10 protein-coding genes and 1 pseudogene are annotated in these 14842 nt (G+C 46.1%); 2 read left to right on the top strand and 9 right to left on the bottom strand.

Features of this window, described 5'->3' with window-relative positions; translation table 11 throughout:
- A pseudogene (locus AC1U9U_RS11090) lies at positions 1 to 93 on the top strand (GntR family transcriptional regulator); the annotation flags it as partial.
- A 125-nt stretch (positions 94 to 218) separates the two neighbouring features.
- Here AC1U9U_RS11090 and AC1U9U_RS11085 read toward each other — a convergent pair.
- From AC1U9U_RS11085 to AC1U9U_RS11060, 6 genes are all read right to left on the bottom strand, one after another.
- Positions 219 to 3353, bottom strand: coding sequence for an efflux RND transporter permease subunit (locus tag AC1U9U_RS11085; RefSeq protein ID WP_479960628.1), 3135 nt, complete (start codon positions 3351 to 3353; stop codon positions 219 to 221).
- On the bottom strand, positions 3350 to 4489 hold the full coding sequence (locus AC1U9U_RS11080) for an efflux RND transporter periplasmic adaptor subunit (RefSeq protein ID WP_479960627.1): 1140 nt from the start codon (positions 4487 to 4489) through the stop codon (positions 3350 to 3352). Before AC1U9U_RS11080 ends, AC1U9U_RS11085 begins: the two co-directional genes overlap by 4 nt.
- Before the next feature lie 213 nt (positions 4490 to 4702).
- Complete coding sequence (locus tag AC1U9U_RS11075; protein WP_479960626.1) at positions 4703 to 5278, bottom strand: TetR/AcrR family transcriptional regulator; 576 nt, start codon at positions 5276 to 5278, stop codon at positions 4703 to 4705.
- 301 nt (positions 5279 to 5579) lie between these two features.
- Positions 5580 to 6872 carry a DUF445 domain-containing protein gene (locus AC1U9U_RS11070; protein ID WP_479960625.1) on the bottom strand — a complete coding sequence of 431 codons (1293 nt, stop codon included), beginning with the start codon at positions 6870 to 6872 and terminating at the stop codon, positions 5580 to 5582.
- 197 nt (positions 6873 to 7069) lie between these two features.
- Positions 7070 to 8467 (bottom strand): DUF445 family protein, encoded by a 1398-nt coding sequence (locus tag AC1U9U_RS11065; RefSeq protein ID WP_479960624.1) that lies wholly within the window; start codon positions 8465 to 8467, stop codon positions 7070 to 7072.
- A gap of 303 nt (positions 8468 to 8770) precedes the next feature.
- Positions 8771 to 9664, bottom strand: coding sequence for an MBL fold metallo-hydrolase (locus tag AC1U9U_RS11060; RefSeq protein WP_479960623.1), 894 nt, complete (start codon positions 9662 to 9664; stop codon positions 8771 to 8773).
- A gap of 218 nt (positions 9665 to 9882) precedes the next feature.
- Between AC1U9U_RS11060 and AC1U9U_RS11055 the strand changes: the two genes are divergently transcribed.
- Positions 9883 to 10062 (top strand): hypothetical protein, encoded by a 180-nt coding sequence (locus AC1U9U_RS11055; RefSeq protein ID WP_479960622.1) that lies wholly within the window; start codon positions 9883 to 9885, stop codon positions 10060 to 10062.
- 92 nt (positions 10063 to 10154) lie between these two features.
- Here AC1U9U_RS11055 and AC1U9U_RS11050 read toward each other — a convergent pair whose 3' ends face one another.
- The 3 genes from AC1U9U_RS11050 to AC1U9U_RS11040 form a co-directional block, all read right to left on the bottom strand.
- Positions 10155 to 12233 (bottom strand): heterodisulfide reductase-related iron-sulfur binding cluster, encoded by a 2079-nt coding sequence (locus AC1U9U_RS11050; protein WP_479960621.1) that lies wholly within the window; start codon positions 12231 to 12233, stop codon positions 10155 to 10157.
- Positions 12234 to 12287: 54 nt separating this feature from the next.
- On the bottom strand, positions 12288 to 13628 hold the full coding sequence (locus AC1U9U_RS11045) for an acetyl-CoA hydrolase/transferase family protein (RefSeq protein ID WP_479960620.1): 1341 nt from the start codon (positions 13626 to 13628) through the stop codon (positions 12288 to 12290).
- A 157-nt stretch (positions 13629 to 13785) separates the two neighbouring features.
- Positions 13786 to 14842 (bottom strand): acyl-CoA dehydrogenase family protein (locus AC1U9U_RS11040; protein ID WP_479960619.1); only part of this gene is annotated, 1057 nt, incomplete at its 5' end.

Genomic DNA, 14842 nt, shown 5'->3' with positions numbered 1-14842 from the left:
CGGGATCAAAACGCGGAGATGGCCCGCCGGTTAACTTATGAACACCTGCGCAAAGTGGAGCTGCAGTTGAGTAAGTATGAGAAAGAAGAATAAAATGTAGGGGTGGAGCGGGCTCCGCCCCTACACAAAAAGGAGGGCCTAGCCCTCCTTTTGCTATTATTACAGCAAGATATTTCTTGAAGATTCGTATGAAACAAGGGACCTGTCCCCTTGTTTCATTACGCTTGAACCTCGGTGGGGATGGATACTGTTTTGTTTTTTCGTTTGCCCTTTCTTTTGAAGAAGTTCTTCACGTCTTCATTAATGGTATAGATCACGGGGACAAGGATGAGGGTGGAAATGGTAGACAGGGTAAGTCCAAACACAACTACAATAGCCATGGGAGCCATAGTCTCCGAACCTTCACCCATGCCGAGGGCCATGGGGATAAGGCCTAAAGCTGTGGTTAGGGAGGTCATAATGATAGGGCGCAAACGGGTGGGGCCGGCAATCTCGATAGCTTCCTCACGGTTATCCCCCATCTCCCGGCGTTTATTGACATAGTCAACCAAAACAATGGCATTACTTACCACGATACCCGTGAGAAGAATAAGCCCGATGAAGGCGGGTACGCTGATGGAGCTGCGGGTAATGAAGAGTCCGAGCATTCCCCCGGAAAAGCCCATGGGCAAGGAGAAAATGATGGTAAAAGGATGGATTAGGGATTCAAACTGAGCCGCCAGGATCATGTAAACCAAGACAATCGCCAATAACAAGGCCATCCCTAAATCTTGAAAAGACTTAACCATTTCCTTGTTTTCCCCGCCCATTTCGTAAGTATAGCCATTGGGCAGGATGTAAGCATTTAGCTTGGTTTGGATATCGCCGGTGACACTGACGAGGTCTCTCCCTACTATATCGCTTGTGACATGAACCACCCGAGCTTGATCAGATCGTTCAATAGCTATAGGACCGCGAGCGATAGTAACCTCCGCAACCTGACTTAAGGGGACGCTAATGCCCATCGGCGACGTGATAGGAGTTTGTTCTAAGTTGGAGATGGACTGCTTAAAGGTATCATCTCCGGCGATTACCACATTGATCTCTTTTCCTTCATAACGATATTTGGTGGCAGTGGTACCGGAAAGTGTTCCTTTTAAGCCATTGGCGATCTGGTAGGCGGTAAGTCCATATTTAGAGGCTCTTTCTCTATCTATCACTACTTGAACCTCAGGAATTCCTTCCCCCATGCTGGTTTTTACTTCACGTGTTCCTTCTACGGAAGCGACCATAGTCTGAACATCGGTGGCGATCTGTTGAAGCCGGTCCAGTTCATCTCCTTTAATGGTAATGTCAATGGGGGTTGTGGTGCCCATAGACATCATATCGGTAACAGTGACTTGAATTTTGGCACCGGGAATGTCCTTAACTAAGGCACGAAGCTCCTCCGCAACCTCATTGACGCTGCGATTGCGCTCGTTTAAGGGAACCAGCTGAATCATGACGAATCCCGTATTCCCTGCAGTACCGCCAAGGGACATGGTCCCTCCCGAGCCGATTTGAGCAAAAGCAGTTTGAACCTCACTGATGCCTTCCAGTTGTTTTTCAACTTCGCCCACGACTGCATCCGTATCTTCCAACTCTGCTCCCTCGGGTAATTTTACACTGACCGTAAGCTGTCCGGCATCGGAAGCAGGCATGAATTCCGCTCCTAAAAAGACTGTGGTGGCTCCGGAAAGAACAAAAATAATTATGGAACCGATAACGATAGTTTTCCGGTGGCCAAGAGCATAGTGGAGGAAGCGCTTATAACTCTTTTCAACTCTGCCGAAGCCGTTATCAAAGCCTCGTCCGAAGCTATCAAAGAGTCCCTTTAGCCCCTTCCGTCCTTGCGGAATTTCCCCGACTTTCATGATCTTCGCAGATAAAGCCGGCACCAAGGTTAAAGAGACTAGGAGAGATGCGCCTAACGAAATACCTACTGTGAGAGCCAAATCCCGGAAGAGGGTTGCGGTGATTCCCTCAACAAAGACGATTGGCAAGAATACGGCTACGGTAGTCAGAGTTGAAGCGGTAATTGCCATTCCCACCTCCGAGACCCCTTTGACCGCTGCCTCAAACTTAGAGTGACCTGACTGCCGGTATCGGTAAATGTTTTCAAGAGCAACGATATTATCATCCACGAGCCGCCCCATGGCCAAACTTAGCCCGCCCAAAGTCATCATATTAATGGTGACATCCAGGAAATACAGGCAGGCGATGGTGGCCATAACGGCAATAGGAATAGCTGTGGCCGTGATAAAAGTGGTGCGGAGGTTATGGAAAAATACAAACAAAACTACAATAGCTAAAAGGCCGCCGAGGATAGCTTCCCGGAAAACCGTATTAATGGTCTCCTTGATGTAGATTGATTCATCATAGACCGTATCCAAGGTCAGATCCGGAAAGTCTTGTTTTAATTTATTAATGGCTTTGGTAATATCCTCGGCCACGGCTACAGTGTTAACGCCGGATTGCTTTTGGATGGCGATGCTGACACTTTGTAAGCCGTTAGTACGGGATATGGTGGTAAGATCGGTATGGCCCAGCTCCACATCGGCGATATCTTTTAAGCGGACCTGCCCTCCGTTATTAAGTGGGATAAGAAGGTTCTTGATCTCTTCAACAGACTGAAATTCACCGGTAGTGCGGATGGTTAAGTCCTGGTTCCCCTTTCGCACCTCCCCGGCGGGTGAGTTAAGGTTTTCAGCAGCAAGAATGCTCGATAAGGTGCTAATACTTAACCCATAGCCCTGCATTTTTTCTTGGTGGGTTTTGATTTTCACCTGATTCTCGTAACCACCGCTGACGGACACAGAGGCGACCCCTTTTACCCGCTCAATCCTGGGCTTGACCTCATCCTCAGCTAGAGCTTGCAATTGAGCTAGGTCTGCCTTATCCGAGGCCATAGTCAGCTGCATGATCGGCATCATGGAGATGTCCAGTTTAAGTACCATGGGCGTACTTGCCCCTTCGGGCAAGGCGAATTTGATCATATCTATCTTTTCCCGCATTTGCAGGGTAGCGAAATTCATATCGGTACCGGTTTTAAAGGAGGCCATAATTATGGAAGAGCCTTCCGTGGTGGTTGAGGTTACCGAATCAATATTTTCTACCGAGGATACTACTCCCTCTATAGGGTTGGTGATAAGCTTCTCAATTTCTTGAGGGCCTACTCCCGAATAGTTGGTCATTACTATGGCCATAGGAAGCTCAAATTCCGGGAAAAGGTCAATCGGAAGCCGGGTTAGGGAGACCGTTCCCAAGAGAATGACAATTAGGACGGTCATAATAATCGTGACAGGACGTTTGACGGAGGTTTCCGCTAATTTCAAGATTCACTACCCCCTACCACCTTGACCTTGCTTCCTTGCTCAACTAAGGTTTGGCCTTTAACAATAACTTGTTCACCTGCTTGTAAACCATTGAGAATCTCCACTTCTGCCCCGGTATCTAGGCCAAACTTTACTTTTTTAGCAACGGCGCGTTCCTCTTCAACAACAAAGACTATTGTTTCTCCGTTTTTCAAGATAACTGCTTCGCTATTGACGGCAAGGACATTTTCTTTGGTTAGAGTGGGAATCTCGACTTTGGCAAACATGCCCGGCTTGACCAGGTTCTCGGAGTTATCAATAGCCACCTCGACTGGGTAAAGGTTGGTCTGAAGATTGGCTGCCGGGGTAAGGCTGGTTAATGTGCCTTTTATCTCTTTCTCCCCCGCAGAATTGACAAGGACGGTAGCTTCCTGCCCTACTTTCAGGGTATTAACGATGTTTTCCGGAACGCTCAGGGAAACGTAGAGAGAATCCAGCTGAGTGATAGTAACCGCCGCCATAGCTTGAGAAGCCATTTGTCCTACCACTACATTAAGAGCGGAAACATTTCCGCCGACCGGGGCTGTCACCGTCATATCGTTAATCGCTTTTTGAGCTTGGGCCAAGCCGTTCTTAGCCTGCTCCACCTGGACCTCCACTAATTGTAGCGATTTTTCCGCCGAAGCCACTTGGTTTTCAGTAGTTTCCAGCTGCACTTTGGATATTGCGCCCGCTTCATAAAGAGCCTGCTGGCGCTCTAGGTTTTCTTTTGCCGTGTCCAAGGAATCCTTGGTCATTTGATAATTGATCTCGGCACTACGTACACCGATAGCAGCTGAATCCAGGGATGACTGCAGGTCACTGGTATCCATAGTGAATAGCACTTGACCTGCCTCGACCTTATCTCCTACTTTTACGCTAATATTGGTGACTTTGCCCGGTACTTTGGGGATGACTGAGACCTCTTGGTCAGAGAGAACTTTACCACTGAATATGGCACTTTCGACCAAGGTTTTAGTTGCAGCCGATTGAGTTTCAATAGGTATGTAGGATTCTTCTTCAACGACCGTCTTGGTTCCTTGAGAGCTGCACCCGGTGCTAATTAAGGCTAAACTGAGTATTAAGAGACTTGATAATCTGCGAAACCCTGATTTCATAAAGTTATAATCCTCCATTTGGGCTTAGCCCTTTAAAATTAGTTAAAAATCTAATTACTATGATTATATAAAACTATACTAATAACTTTCGCCTAAGAACAAGATTCTTCACTGCGTTCAGAATAACCCGATGTTATGGGCCCTGTCCTACTGAGCGCTAGCGAAGTATCTTGACCTACAGGTATTTTTAAACATAAATTCGGAAAAAATTGCTTACCAAATAAGCCCCGTAAGGATTAATTTGGCGATTCTATCATGGTCTATTTCTTGAGGAGTTAGATGATCGTCAAAGAGTTTCCTCATGGTATATTGGTTCAGGCCGCCAATAATCACTGAGGTTGCCATCTCCGGATCAATGTTAGAGCGAATTTCCCGGGACCGAATGGCACTCTTCACCTCATCCTCAAGAATCTCAAAGATAGAGTTCCAATCTCTCTTCAACTGCTCCTTTGTTTCTAGCGGAAAGGATTGATGGACCACGGGTGAGTTCATGATAAGGGCGTGAGAGTTAATGAATTCTGCACAATAGTTCGAGAAATTGCGTAATTTCTCTTGTATGCAGTTTCCTTCCGCAAGGTTAATAATTAATCCTTCTCTGAAACAATTAGTACAGTAATGAAGCATCTCCGTAACTAAGATATTCTTACTTGCGAAGTACTCATAAATTGTTCCTTTGCCTACTCCCGCTTCTTTGGCGATATCCTCCATCTTCGCCCTCTCAAAGCCTTGCTCGGAAATTACTCTGAGAGCAGCGTTAAGAATCTCGATGCGTTTTTCTTCTTTAGCCAATTAGTGGGACCTCCGTTTCGACAGCATTAACCTAGGTTTCATACCAACATTATGTAGTGACTTTCTTTTTTTATAATCACCTACCCTAAATTAATAAGTTTTTTTAGGTCCTTTTTGCTAACCATCTTTATACCTTACTATCCTTTACCTTTGCTATCTTTTACCTTTACTATCCCTTTCCTTTTCCTTTTCCAATTAATAAGCTTTTGTCCACTGTCTTTTTTTCAGAACCGACCGTTCGGTCGGTACTATTAATTTATAACACTATCGGCTTTTCTCCGTCAATGAGATTTTCTTACATTTACCATATTAACTCCAACAACGAACTATACCCATAATTCAGAATCACAAAAAGAATAGCCCCGACGATGCCACCCACTAAGGAGCCATTGATACGGATCCATTGGAGGTCGTTGCCGGCTTTATCTTCTACAAAACGGTTGAGCTCTTCATCATTAAGGCTTTGCAGAGTTTCCCGGACGATTTGGCCAATGACTGCATGCTCGCTTTGCAAGGCTTGTATCAAGAAATCTTGAATTAACTTATCCAAGTTTTGTTGAAGCCCTTGGTCCTCCTTAAATTCTGACCACCATTTTTCAAGGATGGGCTCCAGTAGGGTCGTGAGCTCCTGACCGGAGGGCAGGTTGCCTTCTCGTAAGGAGGCTGAGACCTGTTCCAAGCAGATTGATACAAGATGTTCTAGTTTATCCTCTGTGATAAAGGTACTTTTCCAATTTTCAATAGCATTTAAGGCATTTACATCTTCTTCCAGAGCCGTAATCTTATCGGCGAGGATTTCCTTCAGCTGGCCGCGGACTGAATGGTGAGGATTATGCAATTCTCTTAAATGTAAAATCAGCTCAATTTGCAAGGCTTCGGCAGCCTCATCCAGATTGATGCCATCGGTTACCTGGAAAAATCCCATAAAGGTTTTCTGCAGTCTTCCACTGTTACCCACTTGCTTTTCTTGGATTTGTCCAAGGATTTGAACCAGTATCTCCCGAGCTGCGGGCTGGGTGGCATAGTCCAGAGCTTTTTCGGTTCCTTGGTCCAATAGCAGATCAAATTCCTGTGTGTTCAAGAAACCACGGGCTTTAGCCAGCAAGGGTTTAGCTAGACCGGTGACCATAATTTTATCCTTTAACATATGTCCCAGTTTTTGGGAAGCCACAGGGATATCCAATCTTTTAAACCAATTCACTAAGTGCCAACTCAGCTTTTCTGTGATATAAGGTACTCCACCTGATCTTTCGACCTTATTAATTAGCCAAGAGCTTAAGCCAAAGCCCTGGATTTTTTGGCGCAAAAGGTTTTCACTAAGCAGTTCATTTTGTACCATCGCAACAACGCCCTCGGTCATCTTATCCCGATTGCGGGGAATAAGTGCAGTATGATAAGGCCAGCCCAAAGGTCGGCGAAAGAGAGCCGTTACCGCAAACCAATCGGCAATTCCACCCACCAAAGCGGCTTCACTGATAAAAAAGAAAAAATGAATCCCCTGGTGAGTTGGCCAAAGGTATCTTAACCAAGCGGCAAAAATAAAAATTAAAAATACGCTACCCAAGACTATATTAGCTTTACGTCGGTAGTTCATGCCCATCCTCCTCAGGGATAAGTTCCTTCGCATCGTTTAGGACACTTATAGATATCCAGTCTTCCTTTATTTAAAGTCCTCCGCGATGCCTGATACGTTAAAGATACGTTAAAGATACTTTTTCCGATGAACTTGCCGTCTCTAAGACTTCTCCGGAAAAGATCTTGACCCAATAGCAACTTTTTCAGCTATTGTTTTCAATAAAGTAATATACTAATAACATAGATAATTATCCCAGCCAAGCCTCCCACTACTGAGCCGTTAATCCGGATCATTTGGAGATCGTCCCCGGCTTTGGATTCGATTAGCTCCACAAGCATTTCATTGGAATATTTCTCTAAGCCTTCATGAACAATTCGGCCGATCTTCTGATGCTTGTTTTCAATTAAAGGGGTCAGTACAGCTTGTACTTGGACATTAAACTGCTCACGCTGCTCGGGGCTTTCTTTAAGTAAATGCATCCGGCTTTCTGTTCTTCTAAGCAGCCACTGTCCCAGTTCCTGGGGGCTTTCCGGATTATCGAGCTTTTGGGAATAAGCCGTTAAATACTTTGCCATGACCTTGCTAAAAAGCAATATAATCCGTGATTTAGCTTTTTGGCTATGGCTATAAATGCTGTCATCCCTATCGATTTCCACATCTCTATCACTGTCTCTATCTGTATCTGCATCACTATCTGTATCACTATCTCTATCCACTTCTCCTGCCCCGTCTTCATCCCCGTCTTTATCGAGACTCTCCAGACGATGGGATAAGCTCTTAGCCTCTTTTTTTAACCATTCCCTGATTTCTTCCAGGGTAGATTCTTCACTTAGATAGTCAGCGATTTGGGTTTGCACTTTTAAAGCCAACTTGGCCGGCTCGGGTAAAAACATCACTAAAAAACGCCGGGAAGGATGTTGGCTGATATAACGCTCGATAGAGTTAGCCAGCCAATGAGTTAACCAAAGATGTACCTCGACTTCTTGTAGCCAAGAGGTGAGAATTTTGGTCGCCGTCTCAATGGCCTTCTGCCCTTCGTCGCTTTCCAGTATATTAAGAATCGCCTGACCAACAAAGGGTCTAAGCTTTTCCTCAAAAATATCTTGCTTCAATAGAGACTCACTTTGCTGTTCTACATCCTTAAGTATGAAACTAAGGGATGGTTGCAACTGGAGCATCAGTTGCGTCAAAACCGCTTGCATCCGTTCTTGCCCAAGCGTATCCCAGGCCTTGAGGACCGGTGCCGAAAAATCATAGGTCACCAACTTACTTTTTAAAGCCTCTTGCGAAAGTAATTCCTTTTCTACCATATCGGTGAGAGCTTGAAATATCCGCTCCCGATTCCTGGGGATAATCTCGGTACGGAAGATTCTTCCCGGTCGAATCCCTAAAGGACGCCGAAAGAGTGCTTTAACGGCAAACCAATCGGCAAGGCCCCCTACTAAAGCGGCGGAACAGCCACCGGTTAAAAGGCCTCCCCAAAAATAGTTCTGAAAAGGATAAGCGGCTATTAAGCCAAGGGCAGAAAGACCTAGGGCCATATTGGCCTTGCGGTAGGTTCCTCCCTTGGGTTTATTGTTATTTGGAGTTTTAGTTAACACTTTGCTCATCATACTCTTTCCACCTGATTCGAAAATTTGCGCTTTAACTTCTTCGATCTATTGTACCTAATCTTGATGACTCAATAAATGGTTGGATTTCGATCACCGTTTTAGTATACCACTTTTCTTCTGAAAAGCATTCCGGACATTTAGTTGAGCTCGCCCTCAAAGGTAGCTAATTGCGTGTGTCAACACCCCCGTCCCCTTGACAACCCTTATTGACATGCTAAAAACTGTAGGGAATTGCCCCAGAGCAGTTCCCTACAGTTATCCTATATAATTTTGCCGATGTGCCGCATGAAAAAGTCCCCATGGCTATTTGGCTTTTAGGGATTCCCAGCCGTATACATAATGCATGTGAATGAAAATCGAAACGGGATTAAACTTGCCTTTGCCTAGCTCAAGTCCTCCTTCATAGATTGTTTCTTTGGGGGTATGGCGTTCCGCCTGTCTGAGTATTTGATTACGCAATTCGTAACAGCGGGCTGCCGGTGTCCTGCGGGAAACTCCATGGGCGGGAAAATAGGCTTTTGCACCGAGGTTTTCTACCCGGTCCAAGGCCCGCATGTAACTTACTAAGCCACTAACCACTTTTCCTTTTTCCAGCCAGGTTCCCGGGTAGGGCACCACATCCGGGAGGAGAAAATCCCCGGAAAAAAGGATCCCCAGCTCTTCCTCATAAAAAGCAAGATGCCCTGCAGTATGTCCGGGAGTAAATATAGCTTTGAGTCTACTGTTTCCGGCTTGAATCACTGCCCCGATCTCGATTTTCTCGACTTCATCGGGTAGTCCTGTAAGGTAAATCAGCTTTTTGTTATACTTTATGATCGATGCCAATTGTTCTTGGGGTACTCCCCAAAAATCTTCTGCATGCTTACCAAAGACATCGAAAGTCTTGCCGCTGTAAAAATCTACCCATTCTTCATAATCACGGTTGCTAATTAAAATCCGGGCACCGTCTTTTCTTAAGTTATCCGCACCCCCGGCGTGATCAACATGCCAATGAGTCAGCAGAACCTGCTCTAAGCGTTGGATGCCTAATTCTTTTAAGGCTCTTTGGATCGTTTGATATACTTCCGGGATATTTGTCCCCGTATCAATCAAGGTGGGAACCTCGCCGCGGAAAATGTATAGGTTAACATCTTCTTCGCTTAGATTCACTGATACCTTAAGACAAAAAATATCCGGAGCAATCTCTCTTAAGTCCATAATCATCTCCCCCTCAAATCTCCTCTACCTTACTCTAAACTTCTTCCCCTCAATTTATAGTAACTTTTTTACTCATTGAAATAATTTATACTTTATCCGAATATGCTTTTTAATAACTAAACTCATTCATTCAATATGACCAGGTTTGTCAATTTGTGTCTGCTTGTAATCTATGGTACAATAAGTCAATATCTTATCCCTAAGGAGGACTCACTTCGATGGCTTTGCAAACTTCACCTCAATCACCTTATTCCCCTCAATCACCACAAATTAAAGAGGGGCAAGAGGTAAAATATCCTTTTCAAGTGGTCTGCTCTGTATGTCACAAAGTCATTAGCTATTCGGGCAAAGATGGTGAAATTTACTCAGTGAAATGTGATCAGTGTGAAGGAATTTAAGGGAGAGACGGTCATGAATCCATGACCGTCTCTTTTTTGGCTAATCGTAAATTTCACGGTGGATAAGGAGCAACCAACGCTGTCCCCGTTATTCACGAAATTCTTTGGGCAAGGACTTCGGCAATATCTAAAGCTTTTGCCTGTTCGGCGGCTTCTTTGGCATTAATACCATCATTGATCATGGTCAGGCAGAAGGGACAAGCAGTGCCGACAATATCTGCACCCGTCGCCAATGCTTCATCGGTCCGCATCTCGTTGATGCGCTGACCCCCATGCTCTTCCAGCCACATCCGTCCGCCACCGGCACCGCAACAGAAGCCTTTCGTCTTGTGTCTTGGCATTTCAACTATATTCAGACCGGCCATACGCAGAAGTTCCCGTGGTTCACTGTAGATCTTGTTGTAGCGTCCGAGATAGCAGGAATCGTGATAAGTAACCTTTAGATTCTTTTCACCTATTCCATCCTTTGCCGGTTTTATCCGGAGCCGCCCCTTCTGCAGGAGCTCCTGCAAATAGGTGGTGTGATGGATCACTTCAAAATTACCACCCAGCTGTGGATACTCATTTTTCAAGAGGTTAAAGCAGTGAGGGCATTGAGTAAGGATTTTCTTCACTCCATAGCCCTTCATGACCTCGATATTCTCTGTAGCCAAGGTCTGATAGAGGAACTCATTACCTAACTTTCGGGCGGAATCACCGCAGCATTTCTCCTCATTGCCAAGGATGGCAAAATTCACTTTGGCTTCCCTTAGGAGTTTGACGATAGCCGCTGCCACTTTCTGATTGCGGGCATCAAAGGCCCCTGAACACCCCGGCCAGTAGAGGATTTCCGCTTCGGGATTCTCTTCCATAGTAGGAACATCTAAGCCCTTCAGGAATTCGGCCCGATTGTTCCAACCTATTCCCCAGGGATTACCGTTGTTCTCCATGTTCCGGAAAGCTAACTGGGCTTCACTGGGGAAGCGGGATTCCATGAGTACCAGATTTCTTCTCATTTCAACGGTTTTATCCACATGTTCCACAAATACTGGGCACTGCTCTTCGCAAGAACGACAGGTGGTGCAATCCCAAATGTCTTCTTCGGCAATTACTTCCCCGATCAAAGCCCGCCCCGGTGGTAATTCTAAGGCCACTGTGCCATCTACGGTACCGGCTGTTTCCGCGGCAGCCACTTTGCCACCTTGTTTGAGTGCTTTTTTGGCTTCCGCAAGGGCTTGACCCTCTTCTTCCATTCTTATGCGCATATCTTGAATGATCTTTTTCGGATTCAGAGTCTTGCCACTGGCATAACCCGGACAGTTTTCCTGACAACGTCCGCAGCGGATACAAGCATCTGTGTTAAATAAGGCTTTCCAAGTAAGCTGTTTAAATTCGCTAAGCCCGTAATTCTCTAGGGATTCATCTTCAAAATCGATGAGCTCCGGCACACCGATGGGACCCCGCTTGCGGAAAAATTGGTTCAAGGGTCCCAAAAAGATATGAAAGAGCTTGGAATAGGGAAGATACGCGATGAAGGCAAAGGCCAGAAACATGTGGAACCACCAGAGGAACTTATGCAGGGAAAGAAGTTCGGCCTGGCTGAAAATAGCCTGCAAAGGCCCGATCATCCAATATCCTACAAAGCCGTAGATTGCCCAAGGATCATGTCCCGTGGCCATCCGCACACCCTGGATAAAGAAGCCGGTAACTAGGATGGCAAAAACTAAGGATAAGGCTATAGCATCATCGGACTTATTATCCAAACGATCAGGACGCTTGATATAGCGCCGATAATATAGATAGATTACCCCAAGGGTTGCTAAGAGGCCAAAGAGGTTACTAGTGATCTTAATAAAAAGATAGAGTGCCCCTTTGAATAGGTCAAGTCCAAAATCTGCCTTCAAGGTGATTATTGCCGTAGCAAAGAACAGAAAAATGAATCCTACGAGAATTGAAAGGTGCATAACCCCGGGAGTCAAGTCTTTGAGAATCCTTTTATGTCCGAAGCCATAGACCAAAATATCTTTAATTCCTTGCCAGCCTTCTTTCCACCGGTTTTCCGGTTGTCCCATTTTCCACAGCCGGAGACGCCGATATACCCCATTGATAAAAATAACGAGCATAATCACCGCAAATAAGTAGAGCCAAAGGTGACCATCTATATTCCAAAATACTTCCCGTGTGGCGGGCATATAAGCCAACCTCCTCTAATAACTAACTTTAGCGAAAGATCGTAGTATCGATTTCTACTTATTGCTTCTTCGCCAAATTTTAAGTTTTTCTGCTTCCTTAATAAGCTCCTCACGGAAATCCGGATGAGCAAGATTAATTAAGCGCTCTGCACGCTGCCAGGTTGTAGCTCCTTTGAGGTTTACTTTTCCATACTCGGTTACTACATATTGAACCATAGGACGTGTATCGGTGACCACTGCACCTTCTGTCAATAGGGGGCGAATTCGGGAATGCTTCTTCCCTTCCGCATCGGTAAAGGTTGATTCCATGCAGATAAAGCTACGTCCGCCTTTTGAGTTATAAGCGGCGTCTACGAAATCCAGTTGTCCCCCGGCACCACTGATCATCCGCGGGCCGATGGTTTCCGAACAAACTTGTCCTGATAGGTCGATTTCTAAGGCGTTATTGATTGAAACTAAATTATCGTTGCGACTGGCAATAAAGCGGTCATTGGTATAATCCACAGGATATCCGGCTACTTGGGGATTATTATCGATAAAATCATAGAGCTTTTGGGTTCCACCGGCAAAAGTGTAGACCATCCGCCCCCGGTCGATTTGTTTTTTCCGTCCGGAAATCCGCCCGGCTGCCCACATGTCTACATAACTATCTACCAACATCTCAGTATGCACTCCCAGATCCTTAAGATCGGAATCTGCAATCATTTGTCCAAGGGCATTGGGCATGGCCCCGATTCCCAATTGGATACAGTCCCCATCCCGCAGATCATCGAGAACATACTGAGCAATTTGCCTATCTACATCTGTAACCGGAGTGCTGGGAATCAGCGGCATTCCGGTATGACCGCCTTCCACGATATAATCCACTTCAGATACATGTAGATAATTGCCATAACCCCCATGAGCAATGGGCATATCCTCGTTGACTTCCACAATGATTACTTTTGCCTTCTGCGCTGAAGCCGGATAATGCGAAATAGTCGGACCCAAATTGAAGTTGCCATGCTTATCCATAGGGCTGACCTGGACCATGAGAGCATCTATGCGGTTGACGTTTTCCAGGATGTAACGTGGCGCTTCGGAATATCTTAAGGGAACATAGAAAGCCCGACCCATTTCATAATACTTACGGTCGATAGCACTAAAATGCACACAATCCCAAGTAAAATGCTCCCCTCTGGGATCGGCTTTCACAACGGCATGGGGGCGCATACTAACTCCGGCCAAGAGCTGAATATCACGGAGTTCCGGTGTACGCTGCGCTAAAGCCATATCGAGTACCGGCAAGGTATTGGCCGCATACGAATAAACAATCCAATCACCACTCTTGACTACCCCAACCGCCTTATCCGGAGTGGTTAACTTCTTGCGGTATTCTTCCACCCAAATTGACATGTTTTATCCTCCATTTTTTAAAAGGTCTGTTTTCCCCTTACATAGCCGGACTTCTCTCTCTGGTCCGGCAAGAGGTGGACAACGAGCTTAGGCTCAAAAAGTTCCTAAGCTCGCTTCCCTTATCCGATTTTGCCCCCTAAGATTGCTTTTTCTCCCCTTAACGAATGGGATATTTACCCTTTTCAACTACCATCTTGGCGATCTCTTGGCGAAGTCCAATCATATCAACATTGGGACGGCGAACGAGCTTGCGCATTCCTGCCATAACCGTGCTTAAGGAGTCTCCTTGCTCCGCCGCACAAATAACTTCTTTAGCATGCTGCTCCAGGATATTCATGGCACTGTAGGCGCCCAAAGTAGCGGCCTTTTCCACAAAGAGCTTGTGATCGTCCGTGACGTCCATATCCTGTACCTTCAAAGCGCGGAGGACACCGCTTTCCATAGCATAGACTTGCAGAACCATTTCCGCTAAGCCCATCAGAACATACTGATTGTCTTTAAGCTCCATGCCCAAATTTTGAGCCGCAATACCGGCTGCCATTAAGCAGAGCTTCTTGGCCTTTTGGGTCATAGCCAGAAGAGCATTTAATCCGTCTTCCTCCGAGCCTAAGCCTGCTGACATAAGGTCTTTGCTAACATTCTTGGCAGCTGCCAAAAGGGGAAGCTCGCCGCTCATAGCCCGCTTCAGTAAAGTTCCCGGTACGAGTAGGCGGTTGATCTCGTTAGTTCCTTCAAAGAGACGGTTGATCCGAGAATCCCGGTACATGCGCTCAATCGGGTATTCGGCAATGAAGCCGTAACCACCGTGAATCTGAACACCCTCATCTACCGCTAGGTCCAGAACCTCGGAGGCCAGAACCTTGTTCAAGGAGCATTCAATTGCATATTCTTCAAGGGCTTTGCCGGCTTCCTTGCGGCAGTCCCCGGTAACATCAAGATCTTTGCAGGCCTCTTCCATTAGCCCGGCAGTACGGTAGACAACGCTCTCAGCCATATAAGCCTGGGTAGCAATTTCGGCGAATTTGGCCTGGATTGCACCGAAGGAGCTTAAGGGAACGCCAAACTGCTTACGCTCGCCGGCATATTTCAAGGCGACTTCCAAGGCAATCTCGGCACTACCGATGGCTGCAGCGGCCAGCTTGAAGCGTCCAACATTGAGGATATTAAAGGCAACCACATGACCCCGGCCCAATTCACCGACTACGTGCTCCACA

This window comes from Desulfitobacterium sp., assembly GCF_982384815.1.
The sequence above is the reverse complement of the archived record's forward strand: the minus strand, read 5'-3'. Positions and strand labels throughout refer to the sequence as shown.

Bases quoted from the DNA above. Each gene is read 5' to 3' on its own strand.
- AC1U9U_RS11065 (WP_479960624.1), bottom strand. From the start codon at position 8,467: ATGATGAGCAAAGTGTTAACTAAAACTCCAAATAACAATAAACCCAAG.
- AC1U9U_RS11060 (WP_479960623.1), bottom strand. From the start codon at position 9,664: ATGGACTTAAGAGAGATTGCTCCGGATATTTTTTGTCTTAAGGTATCA.
- AC1U9U_RS11070 (WP_479960625.1), bottom strand. From the start codon at position 6,872: ATGAACTACCGACGTAAAGCTAATATAGTCTTGGGTAGCGTATTTTTA.
- AC1U9U_RS11045 (WP_479960620.1), bottom strand. From the start codon at position 13,628: ATGTCAATTTGGGTGGAAGAATACCGCAAGAAGTTAACCACTCCGGAT.
- AC1U9U_RS11055 (WP_479960622.1), top strand. From the start codon at position 9,883: ATGGCTTTGCAAACTTCACCTCAATCACCTTATTCCCCTCAATCACCA.
- AC1U9U_RS11050 (WP_479960621.1), bottom strand. From the start codon at position 12,233: ATGCCCGCCACACGGGAAGTATTTTGGAATATAGATGGTCACCTTTGG.
- AC1U9U_RS11080 (WP_479960627.1), bottom strand. From the start codon at position 4,489: ATGAAATCAGGGTTTCGCAGATTATCAAGTCTCTTAATACTCAGTTTA.